We start from the raw sequence: 22,088 nt of genomic DNA, 5'->3' as shown, positions 1-22,088 counted from the left end.
CGGGGTGGCGTGGTAGCTGTGAAGGCGGGGAGAGATCGAGCAGCCCGGGTGGCCGTGGCGCAACCTCAGGCCGTCGGTACAGTGCGGCCGTCAATCGTCAGCGGCCTCTAGGTTCGAGGGCAGGGCAGTGCCGACTACCCACCACAACGAGGGGCGTGAATGGGATTACGCTGTATCCAAGGACTTCAACTGGTCAGTCAACAGGCGAGTCAGACTACGGCGCGCAAAGTACCCCTGCAGCTGGCGTGCTTTGATGGTTCTTGCTCTCAGTCGAGCGTTGCCACCGGCGCGTTGCTCGATGCGGTAGCAGCGCGAAGCGCCACACAGCTCTGCCTGGCTCGCCGTGACCGTCACCACGGTGACTTCCAGACTGGTGAAGGCGTTCTCGGCGGCGATGTCGGGGTTCTCCATGCTGGCGCGCTCGATCAAGGTCCGGAATCGGCCCAGGTCTCGTTCGCCGCCGCTGCTGAGCGCACCCACGTTGGTCGCACGGCGGACATCGTCGTCGTCGCCGGGAATCGCTTGGCTCCAACGCTCTGTGCGTTCGGGAATGATCGCGCGGACCACCTTCCCAGTAGGCTCAATCAGGTCGATGACCACATCGAGCAGGTAGACCGGTTCAAGTCCCAGATTGGTCACGAAGCAGTGCGCATCCAAGTCCTTGCCCGCGCCCGACGTGATCAGGATGGAAGGACGCTGCTGGCGGCGGTAGCTGCGCAGGAAGAAATTCAGGTAGACGACCCAGATCAACGCCGTCACGCAGGTCATGGCTGCGGTTATCAGTGGGGCGAAATGAAGCAGGTTCTGAAGCACGTTGAGGCTGATCCGGTCGAGTCGACGCATGTAATCACGCTGATACTCATCATCGCCCTTGAACCGCTTGCGTCCTGTGAAGCGCCTGGCAGCAGCCTTGCAGCTCGGTTCGATGTGACCGGTCACGGCCGCGGGAGCTATGATGTCCTCAGCTATAGGGGGCTACATGGACGTGAGAGCTATTCTGTTGCTGGCGGCTATGGCTGCCGGCTCGGCATCTGCACAGCAGGTGCATAAGTGCGTTGAAGGTGGGAAGACCAGTTACCAATCTGCACCGTGCGCCAACAGCGCGCCCCAAAAGACGTGGGATGCCACGCCGCAATACGACACATACGAAAACCAGCTGCGCCTGGAGCGTATACGGCAGGACATGCGTCAGCGTGATCAACGGCAGTCTTACCAGGCATCGTCTGGTGGTGGTGTCAGGGGTGTCGTGGTAAGCCAGTACAAAGAGCCTGATCGCTGCCAAGCGGCCAAAGATCATCGGGACGCGGTTTACCGTGCAGCTGGCATCAAGCGTTCGTTTGAGCTTAGTCGGCAGATGGACGACAAGGTGTACGCCGCCTGCAAGTAACGGCGTGTAGGGGTGACGCCTATGGCGATCAAGGTGGGGCCGGTCAGGTCGTGGACCGTGCATCAATGCTGGTTTTTCCGTGGAGCCTCGATGAGGCTAGAGCGACGCCAGTAGTAGCTTGAGCAGGCCCACGAGGTACCTCACTATGGCCGCCAGCGTCTTTACATAATATACATTATGCGAAATAGGATAACGAGGCGTCTGGTGTGGATCTGGATCTGGATCAAGTCTTGCCTCCCTGCCCGGGAGCCCAACAAGGACGAGATCGCAGCATGACCACGATGGACCCGCACGACCGCATCGACATGACCGGCCCTTGGGCCGGTTTCGGTTTTCAGGGGGGCCATATGTTCACCCCTGAGGGCCACAGCCTTGAACCCTGCGACATGACCTGGTGGTCACTGACCTGCAACATCGCAAGGGAATGGCGGCTGATGATGGAGGAAGCCCGGCCGCGGCCCACGCGATCGGCAGCATCTGGAAAGCGCTGCACCACAATGGATTCCAGCGTCGTATACCTGCGCGAGTACGTCAGAACTCGCAGAGAACGGCGGTTGGGCATGGGTGATCCCGGTACCGGCGCCGAACCTTCCAACGTGGTCCATATGTCACGTGGGCCACGAGGACCCAAGCGCGGATAAAGCGTTGCCCGTAGGGGCGCTGCCCCTACACCCCGGACCGACGATCCCGGCGACGGCGAAAGTAGGCCTCAGCTTCACCCCATGCCAGCCCTATGAGGACCGGAATCACCGTGATGCAGAACAGCAGTATCGCGCCGTCGTCAGTCATAAGGCCTCCTTGTCAGCGGCCAGAGTAGCGGTTCTGGACCGATTCGGGGAACGTGCCTACCGGGCGCGTACCGACGCTGACCAGCGTTCCGCCGATGGCACCATGCGCGACGGTGCCAGCACCGCTCCCACTCGCTGCGCTCGCAGTCGCAGTGCCGGAACCGTCGCTTGAGAGGTTGTACAGGCGCGCATCCTTCTCGCGAATAGGCGCGTTGTACGGCCATGCCGTAGCAACCGCCACATGGCTACCGGCCGACAGGCGAAGGCCATACGACTCCACGGCGACTTGATAGCCCAGTGCCCGAAGCTGGCTCATGTCCAGCTGCTCAATGACCTCGTTGGTGTCGTTGGCGATCCACTGCACCCATGCTCGATCTTCGCCCGCGACCTGGGCGAGCATCGCCAGACGGATACGGCCCCTTTCGCCAAGCTCCACGATGTACCGCTGCTCTGTGGTCAGGTCGGCAAGCGGGTCGGGTTCCGGCTCAGGATGCGCCTGTTCGCCCTGTATGCCCCGCCCCTGCTCTGCGCCCTGCCCCACGGGCTGAGAACGCGCCTGCGCGGGCTGAGAGGCGGTAGAGCGTGCCGGGGCCGTCTTGGGCTTGTCCGTGCGGAAGAACCCGACCAAGAAGTACAGGCCGACAGCGCCAAGCACCAGCATGAAAACGGCCTTTAAGGCCAATGCGGCCCATACGGTCTTTCCGCCTTCCTCGTAAACCTCGGTGTTGTCCGCGCCCGGCGCATAGCCGTCATACAGCGGAAAAATGGCCGGGTCGTACTTCTGCGTCTGGCCGCCGACCTTCTCGAACTTGCCCGGCGACGTCGTGTGAAAAAACGTCACGCGATAGCGCGATTTTGCGCCCAGCGCGGTCAGCTTCTGAAACGTGTTCTTGCGCTCAATGCGCGCCTTGACCGCAGGGTGAAGGCGGTTGATCCACTGCGTCATGATGACGCCGTCACCACCGTTCTGACCGAGCAGCGCCCAGAAATTCTCTACAGCCGGTTCCAGCGGCTTGCGCTCGTTGACATAGAACTCGTGCACCTCATCGATCACCACCAACGCATCTTTGAAGTGATCCGGGATGCACCACTTGCCGGTGTCGTCCTGGCTGCAGGCGAACATGGTCAACACCTCTTTGGTGTCCACCAAGATGAGCAGCGCCAGAACGTCACTTTCAGCCATGCCCAAGTGCGCTGCGATCTTGTCGTGGCGCAGGCCGTTCAATCGGGCATAAACACGACGGCCCTTCTTCAGGGCCGGGAGGATGTGATTCTTTACAGCGTCATAGCTCTTGCCCGCACGCGGGACACCTTCATTGAATACGAGCATTACCAGATTCCCAGCGTAAGTACGCGGCGGAGCAGATAGAACACGATGGCGACGCCGATCATGGCGAGAGACGGGCCAATCTGGAACAGCTGCACAAACCACATGACGGTGTTGCCACCCTTCGACAAGATGTCGCCGATGCTGGTGTTCTGCATGAATTCCGGCAAGGGCAGCTTCGCCAGCACGTACAAGATCAGTTCCGTGAGCATCTTGAAGGTGCGAACAATCGACGCGATAACCATGTCCCACAACGTGTCAAACATCTTCAACACGAGGTTCCATAGCCACTGTTTGAAATCGTCAATCCAGCCAGCAAGCATTGGAGTTCCTCAGGTTAGAGAGATGCGGACAGCGGCATATGCGGCGAACGCGAAGATCACGAATCCGCACAGCTGCAACATCGCCAAGAAGTCGCCCGAGCAGTGAGCGTTGTAGGTCATAGAACGCCAGAACATGGACGCTGGCAAAGTGAAGGTCGGGCAAGATCCGCCGCCCGATACCTTTAGGAAATTCGTGATGCCATCGACCGCCTTGGTCTTCTTGGCCTTGTCATAGAAATCATCGAACACGCTCTGCACCGTGTCCTTGGGGGCCTTCCACATTTCGCCTTCGGGAAGCGTTGAGCCGTCGCCATCGCCTTCGCCATCGCCGGGGCCGGGGCCGGTGCCTGGGCCGCTGCCATTGCCATCACCGTCGCCATCACCGTCACCGTCACCGTCACCATCGCCGTTCCCGCCGCCGCCATCACCACCGCCGCCGCCCGGATCTCCACCGCCGTCGCCGCCACCACCATCACCGTCGCCGGGAATTTCGCCACCACCGCCACCATCGCCATCGCCGTCACCCGGATCAGGTGTCTCAGGTGAGGGAAGATCGCTGTTCTTGCAGGTCTGGCCGTTAGCGGTGAACAGTCGGCCAGTCGGGGACCCTGCATAGACAGAGCCCTCGTATGCGCAACCGTTGTGGCAGACCGAGCCAGTGCCCGCAGCACCGCTACCCTTCCAGCCGGTTTCCTCTGGACGCTTGGCACACGTAGATTGAAACTCAAAGATATAGCCGCCGTAAGCGCCGACTTCATTGCCGTCGGCGTTGAGCCCCCAATAAACCATCGTGTAACGACCTTTGCCGCTAGCATCGAGACCTTCCATGTCACACCTGCGCCTAGAAACGGAGACGATGGCGTTGTTCACGGGCGTGTAGGTCTGGCACTCCTGAAACGCCTCGCCTTGGTCAACGGCGAACGCGGAAGGTGCGGCGAAGCCGCAAGCAACGATCAGCGCCAGCAGCCATATCGTGCGTTTCAACTGAAGGACGGTGAACGAACGCAAGAGGCTCACGCGTCCATTCCCTTGACACCGGCCATACCGCAGCATGCGCCGATGAATCCACACAACACCAAAACGATCATGTCCTGGACTCCCTTCGATCCCCACATAGAGCAAGGGCGATGTCGAAACACCGCCCCGCCCTGCCCTGCATCAGCCGAAGAGGCCGGCCACCTTCTTACCCGCCCACTTGGTGAAGCCCACCAGCGCGATCAGTGCGCAGGCACCGGTGAGAGCGATGGTGGCGGGGCCGACGTCCAGACCAGCGAGAATCTGTTCCATGGTGTATCTCCTTGCATGAGTTGATTGATTGGTTTTTGCCGGTTATCTGTCAAAAATCGTGGCGACGCTACCGGCGATGCGCCCCACAACGAACCACAGGAGAACTGCGCCACAACAGGTCGTTGACCACAAAAGGGCCTCTTCCGGTGTGGGCATCGAAAATGCTTGCTGTACTACCGCGTACACGCCGTGTTCCGACGCACTGACAAGTACGTAGCCCGCACACTCCGTGACCGACTGTCCGGTGGGCAGGAGAGTGCCGTCAGGCTGCAGGGCTACGCACAGAGCCATGGTTTACGCCTTGACCGGCGTCGGGCCGGGCGCAGGTGACGGGGTCAGCAGCTTGATACGGCGACCGAATTCCAGACCGCCGAACTTGCCGCTCTGGAGCGACGTGGGGCACAGCTCATAGGTGCCTGCCTTGTACGGCTGCTGGCCCTCATCAAGGCCGATGGTGAACGGGAGCGGGAAGTCGCCGTCACGAATGACAGCGGCCTTCTGTTCGGTGAAGTTGACAGCGGCTTTGCCGTCGCGTGCAGGGAAGCTGCGGACGGAGACGGACTCAGTGAGAATCTGGACTTTCATAGTGGGATTACCTTCCAAGCGATGGTCCGGCCGAATGCAAAAGCGACTCTCCATGGGGACGACCAGAACTCCCCGGTGAGCTTGTCGAAATAGCCGCCCTGGCATTTGCGAATGTCGGCTTCGCCGCCGAGCGCTTCACGGGCCGATACAGGGGCTTTCCACCACCGCAGTTCGCGGCGGGATTCTGTGTCGAGGCCACCGCAGCCATGCGTGCGAAACCCCTTGGGGAACGCTCCAGCAATGACACTGGTGAACTTCGATGCGTACTTTGCGAGGTAGCCAACAGCGTTGCGGGCTTTCTCGATCTGGCTACTGCCGTGAGGCCACCAGCCGCGACGATCAACCTTGCCGAAGTAGATGCCCTTGGGCACCCAGATCAGGAGGTGGTAGTGGGGGCGGCCGCGCTGGGTAAGCTCGCCGACCCATAAATAACGGAACACCTCACCCGCGAACCGTCGGGCCCGAGAGACAATTCCATTGAAGTGCCCCCGCATGCGCTTAAGTAGCTCGCTAACGTCACGAGGGCCGCTATTGCTTCCGTCTCGGTAGGTGAGCGTGAGCATGTACCACGCGCCACGGCGCGATCCTTTCTTCGCTTCTTGGTCATGAAGTCGTGCACTCGTAATGACGGACTTGCGCAGCCGTTGCGCCCGCGCCAGCAGCGGGTCTATCTCGATTGACAGACGGCCGTGCTTCGGCGCGTTGTCACTTGTTTTGTAATGGACAAGCCCAAGGGCCAGCGCTTCGCGCTGGCCCTCCGGGGTCAACGCGATCGGAGCCGCTGCGAGGTACGACTTAAGAGAAGCGCCGGAAGCGCGCTTATTGCGTTGCATTGCCTCTGAGGCCATTTCGGTGCGACGTGCGGAGGCGTGCATCACACCGATGGCGTCATCAAACGCGGCAAGCTCTGCGCGCGGCGCAGGCGTCATGCCATCGAGCTTGATCCGTGCGTTCTTACCCGTGCAGGCAGCACAGATGCCTCCAGCAAAAAAATAGACGGTCGGTTCGCCGCAGAAGTTGCAGTGGCCGGAGCGATCACTCATCGCCACGCCTCCACTTGAAGTACCAGAGCGCGCCGCGAATCAGACCGAACACGACGAGCGTCAGCAGGTTGAGATAGACGTAATCGTCAGTGGTCATGACGCGCCCCGGCGGCATGGCGGATCTGACTCGGTGTCGGCAGGAATTCCGCGCGTGCCTGGGCCACTCGCATGGCGTCACGGATTGCCTTGGCCCCCTGCTCTTCCTTGCGGTCGATACCCCACGCAACGAGTCGAGCAATTCCGATCACAACCACAAGCGCTGCTGCGGCCACGATGGCGAACATGTATCCGTGCATCCCCTACCCCTGCCCCCAGCCCCTAGATTCCCGCCAGCGGCCTAGGGGGACCGGCTGGCGGGTGTCCACCGCCGGTGGACAGGCGGGAAAGTACACTGGGGGTGGACAACATGTCAACGACGGGTGGACAAATGAATTTCGAGGAGATCCTCAACCGCGCAGTTGAGGCAAGCGGTGCTGCGTCTGACAGCGACCTTTCCCGGAAGCTGGGCGTGTCCCGTCAGGCCGTGAGCAACTGGCGCGGCGGCAAGAAGTTTCCGGATACGGTGACGTGCGCAACTATCGCGGGGATTACGGGAATTCCCCTTGCACAGGTGCTTGGCGTGGTCGGAGAGGCGCGGGCTATTAGTCGCGAGGAGAAGGCCGTGTGGCGGCGACTTGCGGCAACCGCTATGGCCCTAACGCTAGGGGTCGGCCTCGCCTCTCCCGGCGACGCACAGGCGGCTGTGGGGCATTCCGCGAGCGACTCTGTATACATTATGCGAAATGAACTTTGGCAGGCTGAAACTGGTCTGGCTGTGGATCAAGTCTTTCCTCCCTGCTGACGGGACAACTAAATTTGTACTTTTGCGCCAACTATATTTGTACTTTGTCCGGCGTAAGTACGTTTTTTGACGCCACAGATCGCTCAGGGGTCAAGCCGACGATGCGGATCGTACTCACGCCTCGACAAGGTCTCCTCCCGGCGCAATAGATCTGACTCCCACGCAGTGATGTAATGACCCACCGGCTTCTGACCCGGCCCTGCAGTTTTTTTGCGATCAGGTCCTTCAGTGCCGCGTTATCCAGCGCCATTTCCGCATACATGCGTTTGAGCTTGGCGTTCTCAGCTTCGAGGTCCTTGACTCGACGAAGCTCGGACGCCTCAAGCCCGCCGTACTTGCTCTTCCACTGGTAATACGTCGCCGTGCTGATGCCGGCCTGGCGACATAGATCCTTCACCGCAAGCCCGGCATCGCCCTGCTTAAGGATCGTGATGATCTGCGTCTCGGTGAATTTTGATGTGCGCATGCAACCTCCTGGCTGGTTAAAGATGCCAAAAAGTTCTACTTATCGGGTGTCTGGCTGCCGGGGGAGCTTACGAGTGGTCATAGCGAATGGACAAGGATCCTGGTAACAGATCAACGCTGCTGAAGTGAGCAGTAGCAGCCAGGGCACGGATCATCTGACGCCAGTACGGTCAGCCGATCCACTCGTTGAGCTAGGTCAGCCCGATCTTCCCCAGAGCCGAGGGGACCCCAAACCAGACTTGAAGAACTATGCCAGTCTGGCACAGTAGTTAGGACCGATGACGGTCTACTGTGCTTCTTGATCAACGGTCGGAAACTGGGAGAGTGATATGAAAGACGTCATCCGTCAGGTTGGTATCCTCCTTGACGAGATTGGAGGCGGCTGATCGGAAGGCCATCATTTGTCCATTAGCGGAAATGGCGGGCTGGAAACTGTTTCCATTCCCTGGCAACGCATCATGCCCGCGGCTGACCAGGATGGTGTCGCCGGTGCTTAGGTCGTGACGATATATCTGGCGTTTACCGTTTGATCGCTTCCCGGCGAGCACGGAAGACGGACTCAGGAATGCAACATACCTGCCATCGGCCGATATCCGCGGCTGCCCCGAGAAGGTCTCTGCTGCCTTACCCTTGCTAGACACACTGGCGAGCCGCGTTGTGGAATTGCTGAGATCACGTACAAACACCGCGTATTCGCCGTTCATAGCACGGCGATCTAGGTTTCCAGCTCGGGACAGGAATGCGATGTTCGTTCCATCCCCCGAGATGGAAGGGTCACTACTCTCCCCTTCGGCCTGGGCACCATCGGCACCCACGCTGACCCGCCGCAATGTTGCTTCACCCACACTGTAAACGAACACATCATCAACGCCGTTGGTATCACCAGCCACCAAATTAGTCGCTGCGGACCGGAAGGCAACAAACATCCCATCGGCCGATATCACGGGCTGAAGGCTTGCCCCGTCGGCAGGCTGGCCGTCCTTGCCAACACTGAGGCAACGTGTGGTACCGGTGGCGCGGTCGCGCAGGTAGATGGCCGAGAACCGTTCGCTGCAGCCCGGCGCCAGATTTTCGGCAACTGCCACAAAGGCGACGCGGCGGCCATTAAACGACAAAGACGGGGTGACACTCTGTCCTGTTGACACGTCGCCGTCATCGTTGCGGCTCACAACATCTCTCTCATCGCCTTCTACTAGGACTATCTGGCGCGCCGACGTGTGGAACCCGATGCCCACCGTCGACGCCAGCGCCACCACCTTCCCGTTGCCGGAAATGGTCGGATCCGTGTCAACCGCACCAATTGCTCCAGCGTCACGATAAGCGAGACGCGTGGTCTCAAGACCTACGTCACGAACGTAGATATTCAAGCCTGGGCGCGCGTCCGTCACAAGGTTGCTTGCCATCGAGATGAACGCCACTACTTGGCCGTCAGCCGAGATCTCCGGGCGCACACTGAACGCGTTCCCCTGCCTGCCATCGTCCCCCAGACTCAACAGCGATGGGCTTGGCTGGCGGTTGGCCGGGGCTGCGCTGACGGAAATGGCCACCATCAGGATGACCCAGGGAATGAGAGGGCTGCTGAAAGGAACTCGCCTGTTTCGCCTCTTCATGCTGTTATCTGCCCACTTTCGGTGGCGACAACGTCCATGTCGCCAATAGTTATCACGACATCTGCGTCGTCAATGACTTGCTGACGATGCGCTGCATGGACGACAGTGATGCCCATGGAGCGGATCTGACGGAGAATCCTGGCCTCGGTGGCGGCATCGAGGTTTGCCGTTCCCTCGTCCATGATAAGCAAACTAGGCCGCCTATAGAGCGCCCGCGCAATCAGCAGGCGTTGCATCTGGCCGCCTGAAAGGCCGCCTCCACGATCGCCCAATGCCGTTTCGTACCCCATAGGCAGCGCCTGAATCTCTCCATCGATGCATCCCGCGCGCGCCGCCTCTCGGACCCGGTCATCTGCGATAGAGGAACTCCCAAACGCAATGTTTTCGCGAATGCTACCGCTGAAGAGACCGTCCCCCTGAAGCACCACGCCAATGTGGAATAGCCACTTCTCTCGTGGGACCGTTCTGAGATCGGTGCTTCCCAGCCAGAGCGACCCCTCTTGAGGATCGGCAATACGAAGCAGTAGCTTCAACAACGTTGACTTTCCGACACCGGAATTGCCTCTGATCACATACCGTCTTCCCGCTTGGAGGCACGTGGAAAGGCCCCGAAGAATAGGCTGATCGGAGCCTGGGTAGGAGAATGTGATGCCTTTCAGGTGGATAGGCTGAGAAAAGTCCAGCTCGTGCGCGTCGCTGTGATCCGGTTTCAAGGGGACAGGCTGCCTTGGTGCTAGATCGATGAGATTATCAAGGTGAATACGCACAGCACGGATGCGGAAAGAAACTTCTACCAAGCCCATGGCGCTGACGGTGAACAGGCGCTTGTAGGTGAGGAATGCGATGAGCATGCCAAGCGTCATTGAGCCATCCATCACCATCATCAACGCGAGGTAGCCGATGACAAGCGTGTCAATGCCGGCAATGCTGTCACCGTTGCGCCACGTCATTCGGCATAGGTGTAGCGTCTGCGACGCTGCTGGATGGACCCGCGCCAACCTCCTTAAGCAATTTGGAGACGATCGCAGGGTCCGGCGAAAAAAGCTTAACCACACCATTGTAGTGCTGTGCCTCAAGCGTGCCGTCCCCTGTTCGTGCAGAGGATACTTCCGTGTATTCCATCCCCATCCCCTCCTTTTTTCCCCGGATTGATTGATATCACCAGCGTAACTTTAGTGTCAATGTTCTGTGAGGCCCATCGGCTGCGATGGGGCTCCTTGTTGGCGGAATCGAGGTGCGCCGGCGCGTGGCTATGGAACTTTTGAGACCTGTGTCCCAATACGCGCCCGGCCGAGTGCTTTGCTCGCGCAACGCGCCCAGGGATTCCCGCCTATGCAGAGATTGGTCTGCGCCGCCAAATGGCCGAGATCGGCCAGCAGTAAAGTAGGACGTCCACTTACGGAGGGCGCGAGGGCGGCCGGGTGGCGCCTCCGAGCGTTCCCGGCCAGTCATGAGCCTAATCAGATTGCGCCAAGATCATGCGGAGCCAAGCGATTCAGTGTGGTCGATATGACCCGTGGTCCGAGGTTGCGCCGGTGCGTGTAAGGCGCTTCCATAGGAAGCGCCCCCCTACCCCCGGCTACTGCTCCCGGCAACGCTGCCAGCCACCTGCCTGAGCATGGATTTGCTCCCACCCATTCGGTAATTTTCGGAACGCTTGACCGCCGATACAAGCCATTCCCGAACGCTTCGAGGCGCCTGACCCCAAGGGAGGCAGGTTGATAACGTTGTCCGAAGGGCCGGGACGCCCGGCGCGTTGGGCCTCAGCTGACAGAGTACGGGCCTCAACGCGATCGCAGTACGCCTTCATACTCGGGTGAGGGTGATTCGGCCATGCCAATTCCTGGCAGTTGAAGGGCGTTGTGCTCTTCGACATCGAGTTGTGGGCAGCCTTGGGGGTCGGAGGCAACGGCTTGGGTCTAGGGCCCGTTGCAGACTGCAATTGAGCGTGCGAAGAGCACGCAAGCGAAAAAAGCAGCAATCCTGCTGAAATCCTTTTGAGCATAAGCTTCCCCTTGTAGCTCGGGGAAGCTTACCGTCTCAAACCTGCAACTGGCGAGAGTCGGCCAGGCTTTATATTGGTGATGATGTCTAATGGCCATCGATGCCCTATCCATCCGCGGCCAGGCCACTGTGCTGAAATCAAGCCGACGCCGCAGCCGCAATCTTGATCGACTTGACGTTCACAAACTCCTTCAGACCTTCCGGACCGTGCTCGCGACCATAGCCCGACGCCTTCACCCCACCGAACGGAAGCGTTGGCGATGCCACGTCGAAGGTGTTGATGAAGATCATGCCGGTGTCGAAGTACTTGCTGGCCAGCTCCCGGGCGCGCTGCACGTCACGGCTGAAGATGCCCCCGCCCAGGCCGTAGCGGCTGTCGTTGGCGATGCGCATGGCATCCTCATCGTCCTCGGCGCGGATGATGGCCGCTGCAGGACCGAACAGCTCATCTTCGTAGGCCACCTGCCCCGGCGCCACATCCGCCAGCACCGTGGCCGGGTAGAACCAGCCGGTGCGGTCCGGGACTTCACCGCCCACCAGAAGACGGGCCCCTTGCGAGACGCTCTTGGTCACCTGTTCGTGCAGCTTGTCGCGCTGCGCCTTGGAGACCATGGGGCCGAGCTGGGTGTCGTCGGCATTCGGGTCGCCCATCCGGATCGCTTCGAACGCCTTTGCATAGCCGCTGACGAAGGCGTCATAGTTCTTCTTTGTCACGATGAAGCGCTTGGCGTTGACGCAGGTCTGGCCGTTGTTGAACAGGCGGCCCTTGACGCAGGTCGCCACCGCCAGATCCAGGTCGGCATCGTCCAGCACCAGATAGGCGTCGTTGGAGCCCAGTTCAAGCACGGTCTTCTTGAGGGCCGCACCGGCCTTGGCTGCCACGGTGCGCCCTGCCGTCTCGCTCCCGGTCAGTGTCACCGCGCGTACCAGATCGTTTTCCACGATGTCATTGGATTGATCGTGGCTGATCAACAGCACCCCGAACAGCCCCTTGGGCAGCCCGGCACTTTCGTAGATGTCACGCAAAAGCAGCCCACTGCCGGTGCAGCTCTCGGCATGCTTGAGCAGTACGCCATTGCCTGCCATCAGGCTGGCGATGGAATAGCGGATCGCCTGGTAGGCCGGGAAGTTCCACGGCTGAATGCCGTAAACCACGCCGATGGGCGCGTGGGTCACGATGCCTGTGGCACCGTCCACATCGCGCTCCTCATCGGCCAGCACGACCGGCCCCTGCTTGGCGGTGTAGTCACAGATACCGGCACACAGCTCGATCTCGGTGCGGCTGTCTTCAATGAGCTTGCCGACCTCGTCGGTCATCAGCTGTGCGAACTCTTCCTTACGCTCGCGGAGTCCTTTTGCGATGCCAGCGATCACGGTTGCGCGCTCATCCAGGCTGCGCAGACGCCATTGCAGAAACGCTTCATGACTTGCCTTCACGACGGCGGCGGCTTCGGCATCGGACATGTAGGAATAGGTGGCGACCACTTCCTCGGTCAGCGGATTGATCGTGGTGAGTTGCTTGTTGGGCATGGAAAGAGACTCTTCGGTTCAAAAGCAGGTCCGTAGAGGGTCGCCGCCGTGCAGTTCCTCTGCCGTGAATTCTTCGGCGCTGCGCATCACTGGAGGTTCACTGGACCCCATTGCTACAGTGCGCCTTCGGCTTGCGCTGACGAACTCCCTACATGCGCTCCTGGTTGCGAACGGTCTCCATCACCCTGACTGCCTCCTTGGCTACCGCCGCTGTGGCCAGCCTGATGCAGACCCAGATCAATCTGCATGCGCTTACCCAGCTGGGCCTTGAGGTCAGCTGGCAGGCCCGGGCTGCCGTTACCGTGGAGGATCTGGCCCGGTTCGGACCTGTGATGGTTGGTTTTTCGCTGGCCGGCGGCGTCCTCGCGCTAGGTCTGCAGGCGGGCCTGCGGCGGTTGGGGTTGAGCGCCCTGCCCTGCGCGCTGCTCGCCAGTCTGGTTGGGTTGGCCATCGTGCTGGCGCTGCTGCGCAGCGTGATCCCGATGCCGGCGATCGCTGCGATCCGGGAGATGCCAGGCTTGGCCGTGCTCAGCTTGTGTGGGCTGGTGGGAGGATATGTGAGCCACACGCTGACGGCGCGTGCCGTGCGCGGGCCACGTCTGCACCGTGGCCTTGCTTACCTGCTGTCTGCCTGCCTGGTGTTGCTGCCGCTTGCGTCGTTCCTGTTGATGCACCCGAAGCCGGAACGGTCACAGCCGCCTGCGGCGTCGGGATACCAAGCGACCATCGTCGCCGACGGCCTCCAATGGCCCTGGTCGTTGGCGGAACTGCCGGACGGAAGACTGCTCGTCACCGAAATGGCTGGCCAGCTTAAGGTGATTGACCGGGCCGGCGAACGTGTGGACGTCAACCTTTCCAAGATACCCGCCGGAGATCAGCAGGAGCGCGTGATCGGTCTGATGGACATCGCCCTTTCACCCGATTTCGAGAAGGACCACCGCATCTATCTGACGCAGGGCTACCGTGATCCTCGCGGCGTGGGCGTCCGTTTGATACGTAGTGCGCTCAACTTCGCCGGCGGTGAGTGGTCGATAGATCAGGTGGAGGTTCTATTCGAATCCACGCCAAAGCCCAGCGACGGCAACAACGGCGGGCGCTTGGCGTTTCTCGACACGCACACCCTGCTGATGACGGTGGGCGATGGGAGTGCACGCCGGGAGGAAGCCCAGAACCAAAGCAACTCGCTGGGCAAAGTGATGCGCATTTCGCTCGCCCCGAGTGCAAAAGGCGCGGCCATATACACCTCAGGGCACCGCAATCCGCAAGGGATCGTGCGTGACCCCGTCACCGGCGCCATTTATGTCAGCGAACACGGGCCGCGCGGCGGCGATGAACTCAACCGGCTTCGACCGGGCGGCAATTACGGCTGGCCTCTGGTCAGTCACGGAATCGATTACCCGTTTGCCCGGGTGAGCCCGTTTACGCATCACCAGGGGTTCGAGGACCCGGAGGTGATCTGGTCGCCGTCGATCGCACCCTCTGGCTTGGCCGTCTATCACGGCACCCTTTTCCAGCGGTGGCAGGGCGACTTCCTGGTGCCGGCATTGCGTGAGCGGAGCGTCCGCCGCCTTGTTCGCGACGGTGACCGTGTAGTGCGCCAAGAACTGTTGCTCGGTGAACGCGGCGAACGTATTCGTGACGTCAAGGTCGCTGGAGATGGTTCCATCTACGCGCTCACCGACGGGGTGGACGGGAAGCTGCTGCGGATGGTGCCAAGGGACCCCTTGAGCACGCCGCTCAAGTGACGCCGGCCGCGACGCTTGCGGTGTCGCGAGCGCTAGAACTATCGGGAATTCATGCCCACTAGCTGCCGTGATCGGCCAACGCATCGTGAAAGTCGAGCTCGTGGACGATGACAACCCGAGATCCTGCTTTACGCAGCTTAATGGCCTTCTCGACCTTGCGTCCGTAGCACGCAAACGCCCAGCACGGATTCCCTTCTGCACCAATGACCAGGTAGTGGACTTTCTTTGAAGGCGATGAATGGGCCGATCCCCCAAGCCTCTTAACGACGCCTTCGAATTCGGCGCGGGTGAAGCGCGACGATGCGCCTGTAAAGCAGAAGCCCCTTTCCATGAAGCTGATCTCTGGATCCACCGCGCATAAGCCAACGATCTGCCGCCCTTCCAACACGCGCGGACTGGTGATTGTGCGGTCGTCAAGCAAGGGCGTGAACTCTGCGAAGAAAGCTTGGAGCATCGCGTGTTCCTTCGCGTCTATCTGCTTGTCGGCAAGCACCCCTGTGATCAGGCTGCCCACCTCGTCGAAGGGCCAGCATGTTTTCAGGTGCTCGTGATCTGCCATCCAATCGGACAGGGCGCGCAGCTCTTCCACGGAGATATGCGTGTCCGCGACGATGCCCCCCATGATGGCGTGCAACCGCTGCAGGTCGGCAGTCACGTCGTCGTAGAACTCAGTCGAGCGCAGGCGTTCACACAGCCACACGATGTCTGCGTGTTCTTCCTCGGTCAGGATGCCGTCGGCTACCGCGGCAGTGACAACCGGCACGAGCTCGTTGAAGGGGTGCTGGTCACGCACGGCGTCGTGCTCGGCCAGCCACAGATTGAGGTAGTCGAGCTCAAGGGCGTTGATCTGGCCGTCGATCACGATACCTTCGACGATGCCGATGAGCGCGTTGACGGACTTGTCCAGCCGGGCTTTCGAGGTGAACTTGAAATAGTTGCGGTGATCCGAGTGCATTGCGTTACGTCCCTGTTCAACGCCGTCCAGTGGCGTGTTGTGGAAACTTACCGCCTTATCGCCATCAGGCGCTAGAGCCGAGATTACACCCGCCCGGGACCGGTCACGGGCATTCTGGCAGCGTGCCCGCGCGTCCACGCGCTATGTGCAGGTTCTTGGGGGGTACCGGCTGGTAGAGGCAATGTCGCGTTTCGCTCCATCCCATGCTGCGCTGTCCCGCGTCATTCCGCGCGTGGGGTAGTTACATTGCCCCAACGCAGCTCGAACCTCAGTTCCAGCGTCTGCCCCGACTCCAGCCGCTTCGGCGCCAGCGTGAACCCATCAGGCGGCCCAGTCTGAGGCTCCACACAGGTCGCGTGCGCAGTCCCGTCATACACCACCCAGTGATCCGAGTCCGCCCGCAGCTCCAGCCGCTGCGCCCCAGACACCAGCACCACCTCAGCCTGGTTGATGAAGCAGTCATCCCAAGGCCCGGTCGCGGGCGCGGGAGTAACACGGGGCAATGTAGCGATGCCCTCCCCGTCCCGTGGATACATCGCACTGGGCGAGAACAGCAGCTGATCCGGCTTCCGGAACCAGGGGTGCCAGCCGAGTACCGCCGGCATCGCCTGGTCGCCGGCTTGCACCGCCAGCCGAAGCTCCAGACGGTCGGGCAGCACATGGATCGCCTGCGTCGCACGCCCCCCGAAAGGCCAATGCCCATCCTCAGGCAGCGCCAGTGACAGCGTCGCGGTATCCGCCCCAAGATTCTCAATCCGCCACGGCCGTGAGAACCCTACGCCATGGATGGCATGCGCCCCAAGGTTCGGTGGGAGCTCAAACGCCTTGCCATCAAACACAAAGCGCCCCTGCCGAATCCGGCCCGCCCAAGGCACCATCGGATAGCACCCCCATCCAATGGCGGCCGCCCCACCCTCGTCCTCGCCCACCAGCCAGTCCACACCGTCGTACCGCATCTGGGCGATACGGCCACCGGCGTCCGGTGCAAGCGCGACCTCCAGCCTGCCCGCGCGCAACCAGTACAGGCGCCCACCATGCAGGGGCGCCTGCGCATCATCCTTGGGTGACGCCGCTTCAAACGCCATACGGATCGATCGTCCGGATGCTGCCGTCCGCCTCCATGTGCAGCGGCGCGCACTTGACTGAGCGCAGATGGGTCACGCCGCCGGACAACAAGGCGTCGTGATAGAAGAGATACCACTGGCCCTCGAACGCGCAGATGGAGTGGTGCGTGGTCCAGCCCACCACGGGCTTCAGGATCACGCCGCCATAGGTGAACGGTCCGTACGGACTGTCGCCGATGGCGTAACACAGCAGGTGCGTATCACCGGTCGAGTACGACAGGTAATACCGCCCATCGTACTTGTGCAGCCACGGCCCTTCGAAGAACCGGCGCGCGTGGTCATCAGCCCGCAGCGGCTGTCCGTGCTCGTCCAGGATGACGATCTCGCGCGTGGGCTCCGCCAGTCGGGTCATGCCCGCGTCCAGCCGCCCTACACGCGGACCGAGTGCCGGTGCGTCGCCTGTGGGCTCCTCATGTTCCGCGTTAAAGCGGTTGTCACGGTACTTCTGCAGCTGGCCGCCCCATATGCCGCCGAAGTAGAGGTAATGCGTGCCGTCGTCGTCCTCGTACACGGCCGGGTCGATGGAGTACGTGCCCTCGATCGGCTCGGGCTCGGCGGTGAACGGGCCCTCGGGACGATCCGCCACGGCGACGCCGATCCGGAACATGCCCTGCCCGTCCTTGGCCGGGAAATAGAGGTAGTAGCGGCCGTCGCGGTGGGCCGCATCCGGCGCCCACATCTGCTGCGCGGCCCAGGGCACGTCGCGCAGATGCAGCGCTAGGCCGCAGTCGGTGGCCTCACCTTCGGGGGAGTCCATCCGCAGCACGTGGTAATCCTCCATGCGGAAGTGGCCACCCTCGTCGTCGAAGGACGCGCCGCCGTCGATATCGTGCGACGGATAGATGTACAGGTGCCCTTCGAACACATGGGCCGAGGGGTCAGCCGTGTAGATGTGGGTCACCAGCGGCGGGGAGATCGCATGCGCCGTGAGTTGATCAAGGGTGTTTCCCTGCCGGCGCAGATGGAGGTCCTGCTCGATGCGCGTCTCCATGCGCTTGTCGATCTTGTAGAAGAAGAGCAGCACGACCGCGACCAGAAATGGGAGGGAGCAGTAGACGCTTACCGTCAGCCGGATGCCGTCCACCACCGCCTGCGGCTGTTGTTCCGCGCCGGCCTGATAGCCGTGGTGCGCAAGAATGCCGGCGACCAGCGCACCGCCGATGCTGAGCCCGATCTTCAACCCGCATAGCATCGCGGAGAAGATGATCGCGGTGGCGCGGCGATGGTTCTTCCATTCGGAGTAATCGGCCACATCGGCGATCATCGCCCACAGCAGCGGGATGGTGATGCCGTAGCAGAACCCGTGCAGCATGAAGGCGCCGAAGGCCACGCCGACCGCCGTGGGCGGAAACAAGTAGAACACCAGCAGGAACACGGTGGATACCAGGAGTGCGCCACCGAACACGTCACGCTTGCCGAAGCGGTCGGCCAGGCGCCGGGACACCCCGATCCCCAGGATCATGCACAGGATGCCGCACGCGTTGAACAGGCTGAATGCCGAGGTCGCCGGATCCTCGGGCCAGGTGAAGCCGGAGAGGCCCCACCCATTGAGCGTGGCGTTCAATCCCCCGATGAAGCGGTTGAAGCCGGAGGTGTCGAGGAAGCCCGCCAGTGCGGCCTCGCTCATGTAGTACTGGAAGTAGTAAATGTAGGTGCCGCCCTTCAGGGCCAGGTTGATGAAGACCAGCACCGTCAGGGCCAGCATCACCTTCCACGGCCGGTTGTGCAGCAGGTCGGACAGGTCCTGCATCACCCCGCCGGTCTGTTCCTTGGCCGGCACGATGCGCTCGCGCGTGGTGGCGAAGGTGACCAGGAAGAACAGCGTGCCCACCACCGCGAACACCGTCATCACCCGCTCGAAGCCCTGCACCCGATCCCCGTCGCCCAGGATCAGCACCAGCGGCAACAGCAGGACCTGGATGATGAACTGCGCGATCATCACCGCCACGAAGCGGTAGGCAGAGAGGCTGTTGCGCTGGGCCATGCTGCCGGTGAGCACGCCGCTGAGCGCGGAGTACGGCAGGTTGTTGGCCGCGTACACGAACATCAGCAGGCCATAGGTCACCAGCGCATAGAGAACCTTGCCCTGCGCACCCAGGTCCGGCGTGCTGAAGGCGAGCAGCGACAGCACGCCGAACGGGATCGCCGTCCACAGGATCCAGGGCCGGAACTTTCCCCACCGGCTGACGGTGCGGTCGGCGGCAATGCCGATCAGCGGGGTGAACACGAAGGCACCCAGCAGGCCGATCACGAAGATGATCGTGGCCGCCGTGGCGGGCGGCAACCGGTACACATCGGTATAGAAGAACGCCAGATAGGTGATCAGCGTCTGGAAGATCAGGTTGGCCGCAAGGTCGCCGAGGCTGTAGCCCAGCTTCTCCCGGACCGACAGCGTGTGCTCGGGGGTATCGCCGTGGCGGGCATCAGTCACGATTCGCCTCCACCGTGAAGCGGCTCCGCACGCGGGCATCGGCGCTTGAGCCGCCTATCCGCACCTCATACGCCCCGGCCGGAACGACATAGGCGCCGCGCGCGTCGTCGTACTCGCGCAGTGCCTGTTGCGCGTCCAGATCGAAGGTCACGGTGCGCCGCTCGCCCGCAGCCAAGTGAACACGTTGGAAGCCGCGCAGCGTCTGCTGCGCATCGCCTGCCCCAGCCGCCAGCCGCCGCACGTACAGCTGCACCACTTCATCGCCCGCGCGTTTGCCGGCGTTCGCCACCTCCACCTGCACCTTGAGCGTGCCGTGGTCGGCGATGCGGGGCGCGTCGAGGCTTGGCTTGCCGTAGTCGAACCGGGTATAGGAGAGCCCGTAGCCGAAGGGATACAGCGGGGTGCCGTGGAAATAGCGGTAGGTGCGGCCTTCCATCGCGTAATCATCGAACGCGGGCATTGCCTGGTCTGCGCGGTAGAACGTTACCGGCAGCCGGCCGGCCGGATTGACGTCGCCAAACAGCGCCTCGCCCACGGCGGTGCCGCCGCGTTGCCCGGGATACCAGCTCATCAGGATCGCGGAGAGGTTCGTCTGGGCCCACTCCACCGCCAGCGCCGACCCTCCGGTCAGCACCATCACCACCGGCTTGCCCGTGGCGTGCAGCGCTTCCAGCAGGGCGCGCTGGGTAGCGGGCAGACGCAGGTCGGTGCGGTCGCCGCCGGCGAAGCCCGGATAGTTGACCGTCATCTCTTCGCCCTCGACATCACCAGTCAGGCCGCCGACGAACACCACCACGTCCGCACTCCGGGCGGCATCGACGGCTTCTTCGAACGGCGGCTTCGCCCCGGGCATGCGCCAGCCCAGCCGCACGCCGGCGTCGCGCTCGGCATCGTAGTACTCCAGCGTCAGCGCATAGGCACGTCCCGCCTGCAGGTCCAGATCGACACCGTCGCTGCGCAGGCGATCACTGTTGGCCCAGTGGTCCAGCACCCGCTTGCCATCCACGTAGAGGCGGAAGCCGTCGTCGGCCGCCGCCTCGATCCGGTAGCGGCCCGATACCGGCGGCAGCAGCTGGCCACGCCAGCGGATGCTGAAGCCATCGTTGGGAATGCCCTGCCCTGGCGCCGCTTCGCCGCGGGCCAGCAGGTTGTCGGTCGGCGAGCCGCGGTCCCAGCGGAACCCGATCTGGGCATCGGTGCGCACCAGCGCCGGCGTCCCTGACAGATCCGGCGTACGGAAGTACTCACCGCGCAGGCCACGTTCCGGGGAGTCGGCCGAGGGCCGCAGATACGCCGCCTCGATCAGCGGCGTCGCGCTGGGATCGTCGCGCCCTTCGACCAGGTCCACACCACGCCCATAGCGCACCTCGATGCCCTTCGCCGCATCGCGGATGCCCTGCAGGATTGTCACCGGTGCCGCCGGTGTGCCGAAGTAGTTGCCGAGCAATGCCATGGTGTCATCGGCGGTCGGGCCGACCACGGCGATGCGCTTGAGGTTGCGTGGCAGCGGCAGCACGCCATCGTTCTTCAGCAGCACCAGCGATGCCTGTGCGGCCTTCAGGGCCAGCGCATCGTGCGCCGGGGCCTGGTTCACCGAGGCCGGAATCTGCGCCCAGCGCACGCGCTCGGGCGGATCGAACATGCCCAGCCGCATCCGTGCGGTGAACAGGCGCGTCACCGCATCGTCGATCTCGGCTTCGCTGATCAGGCCTTGGCGCACCGCGGCCGGCAGCGTGGCGTACTCCTGGCCGCACTCCAGTTCGGTGCCGTTCTTGACCGCCAGTGCCGCCGCAGCCTCGCGGGTGGGGACGATGTTGTGATGCTTCCAGATATCCACGATCGCCCAGCAGTCCGACACCACGTAGCCCTTGAACCCCCACTCACGGCGCAACACGTCGCGCAGCAGGAAATGGCTGGCGCTGGCGGATTCGCCGTAGACCCGGTTGTAGGCCCCCATCACCGCATCCACCTGGCCCTCCTTCACCAACGCCTCGAACGCCGGCAGATAGGTGTCGTACAGATCACGCTTGCTGGGGCGGGCGTCGAAATGGTGGCGGTCGGCCTCGGGGCCGCTGTGCACGGCCAGGTGCTTGGCCGTGGCGTCCAGCTTGCGGTACACCGGGTCGTCGCCCTGCAGTCCCTGCACGAAGGCGACGCCCATGCGCGCGGTGAGGTACGGGTCCTCGCCGTAGGTTTCCTGGCCCCGCCCCCAGCGCGGGTCGCGGAAGATGTTGATGTTCGGCGACCAGTAGGTCAGCCCCTGATAGCGGCCATGCGACCCCTCGCGCACGAACTGGTGATGCTTGGCTCGCGCCTCGTCGCTGATGGTGGTGGCCACCTGCCCCATCAACGGCACGTCGAACGTGGCGGCCAGCCCGATGGCCTGCGGGAACACTGTGGCCTGCCCTGCCCGCGCGACGCCATGCAGGCCTTCGTTCCACCAGTCGTAGGCCGGAACGCCCAGGCGCTCGATGGCGGGCGCGGCGTTCTGCATCTGCGCGGCCTTTTCTTCCAAGGTCATCTGTCCCACCAGCGCGGCGGCGCGGGTTTCAAAGCTCGCCGATGTATCCAGCCACGGCTGGGTCTCGGCGGCGTGACCGGTGCTCGCCACTGTCATGGCAGCGCACAGCGCCAGCGTGCGGA

At 62.4% G+C, this 22,088-nt stretch carries 20 protein-coding genes and 2 pseudogenes; 4 read left to right on the top strand and 18 right to left on the bottom strand.

Features of this window, described 5'->3' with window-relative positions; genetic code table 11:
• Window positions 1-165: 165 nt before the first annotated feature.
• Window positions 166-939, bottom strand: a complete 774-nt coding sequence (locus tag AC06E9_RS07645) for a hypothetical protein (protein ID WP_152153206.1) — start codon at window positions 937-939, stop codon at window positions 166-168.
• A 16-nt stretch (window positions 940-955) separates the two neighbouring features.
• Between AC06E9_RS07645 and AC06E9_RS07640 the strand changes: the two genes are divergently transcribed.
• Complete coding sequence (locus tag AC06E9_RS07640; protein ID WP_461769824.1) at window positions 956-1,387, top strand: hypothetical protein; 432 nt, start codon at window positions 956-958, stop codon at window positions 1,385-1,387.
• A gap of 272 nt (window positions 1,388-1,659) precedes the next feature.
• The gene (locus AC06E9_RS07635) at window positions 1,660-2,028 is read left to right on the top strand and encodes a DUF3653 domain-containing protein (protein WP_478055825.1); all 369 of its coding nucleotides are present in this window, start codon (window positions 1,660-1,662) and stop codon (window positions 2,026-2,028) included.
• Window positions 2,029-2,188: 160 nt separating this feature from the next.
• Here the strand turns inward: AC06E9_RS07635 and AC06E9_RS07630 are convergent, their stop codons facing one another.
• The 8 genes from AC06E9_RS07630 to AC06E9_RS07595 all read right to left on the bottom strand — a co-directional run bounded on the left by AC06E9_RS07630 (window position 2,189) and on the right by AC06E9_RS07595 (window position 7,024).
• Window positions 2,189-3,505 (bottom strand): zonular occludens toxin family protein, encoded by a 1,317-nt coding sequence (locus tag AC06E9_RS07630; protein ID WP_478055823.1) that lies wholly within the window; start codon window positions 3,503-3,505, stop codon window positions 2,189-2,191.
• Complete coding sequence (locus tag AC06E9_RS07625; protein WP_478055822.1) at window positions 3,505-3,825, bottom strand: phage coat protein; 321 nt, start codon at window positions 3,823-3,825, stop codon at window positions 3,505-3,507. Before AC06E9_RS07625 ends, AC06E9_RS07630 begins: the two co-directional genes overlap by 1 nt.
• Window positions 3,826-3,834: 9 nt before the next feature.
• Window positions 3,835-4,842: an attachment protein gene (locus AC06E9_RS07620; protein WP_478055821.1), complete on the bottom strand. Its 1,008-nt coding sequence runs from the start codon at window positions 4,840-4,842 to the stop codon at window positions 3,835-3,837.
• Between the two features lie 141 nt (window positions 4,843-4,983).
• Window positions 4,984-5,112: a capsid protein gene (locus tag AC06E9_RS07615; RefSeq protein ID WP_478055820.1), complete on the bottom strand. Its 129-nt coding sequence runs from the start codon at window positions 5,110-5,112 to the stop codon at window positions 4,984-4,986.
• 42 nt (window positions 5,113-5,154) lie between these two features.
• Window positions 5,155-5,403: a hypothetical protein gene (locus AC06E9_RS07610; RefSeq protein WP_478055819.1), complete on the bottom strand. Its 249-nt coding sequence runs from the start codon at window positions 5,401-5,403 to the stop codon at window positions 5,155-5,157.
• Between the two features lie 3 nt (window positions 5,404-5,406).
• Window positions 5,407-5,697, bottom strand: coding sequence for a single-stranded DNA-binding protein (locus AC06E9_RS07605; protein ID WP_478055818.1), 291 nt, complete (start codon window positions 5,695-5,697; stop codon window positions 5,407-5,409).
• A complete protein-coding gene (locus AC06E9_RS07600; protein WP_478055924.1) occupies window positions 5,694-6,626 on the bottom strand; it encodes a rolling circle replication-associated protein in 933 nt (310 codons plus the stop codon). Before AC06E9_RS07600 ends, AC06E9_RS07605 begins: the two co-directional genes overlap by 4 nt.
• A 200-nt stretch (window positions 6,627-6,826) precedes the next feature.
• The gene (locus tag AC06E9_RS07595) at window positions 6,827-7,024 is read right to left on the bottom strand and encodes a hypothetical protein (RefSeq protein WP_478055817.1); all 198 of its coding nucleotides are present in this window, start codon (window positions 7,022-7,024) and stop codon (window positions 6,827-6,829) included.
• A 122-nt stretch (window positions 7,025-7,146) separates the two neighbouring features.
• On the opposite strand from AC06E9_RS07595, the gene AC06E9_RS07590 reads away from it, so the two are divergent.
• Window positions 7,147-7,581, top strand: a complete 435-nt coding sequence (locus tag AC06E9_RS07590) for a DUF3693 domain-containing protein (protein WP_478055816.1) — start codon at window positions 7,147-7,149, stop codon at window positions 7,579-7,581.
• Window positions 7,582-7,786: 205 nt separating this feature from the next.
• Here the strand turns inward: AC06E9_RS07590 and AC06E9_RS07585 are convergent.
• The 4 genes and pseudogenes from AC06E9_RS07585 to AC06E9_RS07570 all read right to left on the bottom strand — a co-directional run.
• Window positions 7,787-8,047 (bottom strand): annotated as a pseudogene (locus AC06E9_RS07585) (transposase); the annotation flags it as partial.
• Between the two features lie 301 nt (window positions 8,048-8,348).
• Entirely contained in the window at window positions 8,349-9,596 is a 1,248-nt protein-coding gene (locus AC06E9_RS07580) for a TolB-like translocation protein (RefSeq protein WP_461769834.1), read from the bottom strand.
• A gap of 56 nt (window positions 9,597-9,652) precedes the next feature.
• Window positions 9,653-10,606 (bottom strand): ATP-binding cassette domain-containing protein, encoded by a 954-nt coding sequence (locus tag AC06E9_RS07575; protein WP_478055815.1) that lies wholly within the window; start codon window positions 10,604-10,606, stop codon window positions 9,653-9,655.
• A gap of 1,192 nt (window positions 10,607-11,798) precedes the next feature.
• Entirely contained in the window at window positions 11,799-13,190 is a 1,392-nt protein-coding gene (locus AC06E9_RS07570) for an aldehyde dehydrogenase family protein (protein WP_152153198.1), read from the bottom strand.
• A gap of 152 nt (window positions 13,191-13,342) precedes the next feature.
• On the opposite strand from AC06E9_RS07570, the gene AC06E9_RS07565 reads away from it, so the two are divergent.
• Window positions 13,343-14,935: a PQQ-dependent sugar dehydrogenase gene (locus tag AC06E9_RS07565; protein WP_478055814.1), complete on the top strand. Its 1,593-nt coding sequence runs from the start codon at window positions 13,343-13,345 to the stop codon at window positions 14,933-14,935.
• A 58-nt stretch (window positions 14,936-14,993) separates the two neighbouring features.
• Here AC06E9_RS07565 and AC06E9_RS07560 read toward each other — a convergent pair whose 3' ends face one another.
• The 5 genes and pseudogenes from AC06E9_RS07560 to AC06E9_RS07540 form a co-directional block, all read right to left on the bottom strand.
• Window positions 14,994-15,890, bottom strand: a complete 897-nt coding sequence (locus tag AC06E9_RS07560) for a BRCT domain-containing protein (protein WP_282261927.1) — start codon at window positions 15,888-15,890, stop codon at window positions 14,994-14,996.
• Between the two features lie 221 nt (window positions 15,891-16,111).
• Window positions 16,112-16,975: an aldose epimerase family protein gene (locus AC06E9_RS07555; RefSeq protein WP_478055813.1), complete on the bottom strand. Its 864-nt coding sequence runs from the start codon at window positions 16,973-16,975 to the stop codon at window positions 16,112-16,114.
• Window positions 16,965-17,930: a glycoside hydrolase family 43 protein gene (locus AC06E9_RS07550; RefSeq protein WP_478055923.1), complete on the bottom strand. Its 966-nt coding sequence runs from the start codon at window positions 17,928-17,930 to the stop codon at window positions 16,965-16,967. The genes AC06E9_RS07555 and AC06E9_RS07550 overlap by 11 nt, the downstream gene beginning before the upstream one ends.
• A gap of 33 nt (window positions 17,931-17,963) precedes the next feature.
• A pseudogene (locus tag AC06E9_RS07545) lies at window positions 17,964-19,445 on the bottom strand (MFS transporter); the annotation flags it as partial.
• The gene (locus AC06E9_RS07540) at window positions 19,438-22,062 is read right to left on the bottom strand and encodes a glycoside hydrolase family 3 C-terminal domain-containing protein (protein WP_478055922.1); all 2,625 of its coding nucleotides are present in this window, start codon (window positions 22,060-22,062) and stop codon (window positions 19,438-19,440) included. The pseudogene AC06E9_RS07545 and the gene AC06E9_RS07540, both read right to left, overlap by 8 nt.
• Between the last annotated feature and the right edge of the window lie 26 nt (window positions 22,063-22,088).

Source organism: Stenotrophomonas sp. Steno-Z10-BAI, from assembly GCF_056393115.1.
Note: the sequence above shows the minus strand (reverse complement) of the source record. Positions and strands in the feature narration are given on the sequence as shown.

What these genes read in the sequence shown, in the direction of transcription:
- AC06E9_RS07610 (WP_478055819.1), bottom strand. Translation starts at nt 5,403, where the DNA reads ATGGCTCTGTGCGTAGCCCTGCAGCCTGACGGCACTCTCCTGCCCACC.
- AC06E9_RS07570 (WP_152153198.1), bottom strand. Translation starts at nt 13,190, where the DNA reads ATGCCCAACAAGCAACTCACCACGATCAATCCGCTGACCGAGGAAGTG.
- AC06E9_RS07595 (WP_478055817.1), bottom strand. Translation starts at nt 7,024, where the DNA reads ATGTTCGCCATCGTGGCCGCAGCAGCGCTTGTGGTTGTGATCGGAATT.
- AC06E9_RS07640 (WP_461769824.1), top strand. Translation starts at nt 956, where the DNA reads ATGTCCTCAGCTATAGGGGGCTACATGGACGTGAGAGCTATTCTGTTG.
- AC06E9_RS07580 (WP_461769834.1), bottom strand. Translation starts at nt 9,596, where the DNA reads ATGGTGGCCATTTCCGTCAGCGCAGCCCCGGCCAACCGCCAGCCAAGC.
- AC06E9_RS07605 (WP_478055818.1), bottom strand. Translation starts at nt 5,697, where the DNA reads ATGAAAGTCCAGATTCTCACTGAGTCCGTCTCCGTCCGCAGCTTCCCT.
- AC06E9_RS07635 (WP_478055825.1), top strand. Translation starts at nt 1,660, where the DNA reads ATGACCACGATGGACCCGCACGACCGCATCGACATGACCGGCCCTTGG.
- AC06E9_RS07555 (WP_478055813.1), bottom strand. Translation starts at nt 16,975, where the DNA reads ATGGCGTTTGAAGCGGCGTCACCCAAGGATGATGCGCAGGCGCCCCTG.
- AC06E9_RS07560 (WP_282261927.1), bottom strand. Translation starts at nt 15,890, where the DNA reads ATGCACTCGGATCACCGCAACTATTTCAAGTTCACCTCGAAAGCCCGG.
- AC06E9_RS07590 (WP_478055816.1), top strand. Translation starts at nt 7,147, where the DNA reads ATGTCAACGACGGGTGGACAAATGAATTTCGAGGAGATCCTCAACCGC.
- AC06E9_RS07625 (WP_478055822.1), bottom strand. Translation starts at nt 3,825, where the DNA reads ATGCTTGCTGGCTGGATTGACGATTTCAAACAGTGGCTATGGAACCTC.
- AC06E9_RS07615 (WP_478055820.1), bottom strand. Translation starts at nt 5,112, where the DNA reads ATGGAACAGATTCTCGCTGGTCTGGACGTCGGCCCCGCCACCATCGCT.
- AC06E9_RS07630 (WP_478055823.1), bottom strand. Translation starts at nt 3,505, where the DNA reads ATGCTCGTATTCAATGAAGGTGTCCCGCGTGCGGGCAAGAGCTATGAC.
- AC06E9_RS07600 (WP_478055924.1), bottom strand. Translation starts at nt 6,626, where the DNA reads ATGACGCCTGCGCCGCGCGCAGAGCTTGCCGCGTTTGATGACGCCATC.
- AC06E9_RS07565 (WP_478055814.1), top strand. Translation starts at nt 13,343, where the DNA reads ATGCGCTCCTGGTTGCGAACGGTCTCCATCACCCTGACTGCCTCCTTG.
- AC06E9_RS07575 (WP_478055815.1), bottom strand. Translation starts at nt 10,606, where the DNA reads ATGACGTGGCGCAACGGTGACAGCATTGCCGGCATTGACACGCTTGTC.
- AC06E9_RS07540 (WP_478055922.1), bottom strand. Translation starts at nt 22,062, where the DNA reads ATGACAGTGGCGAGCACCGGTCACGCCGCCGAGACCCAGCCGTGGCTG.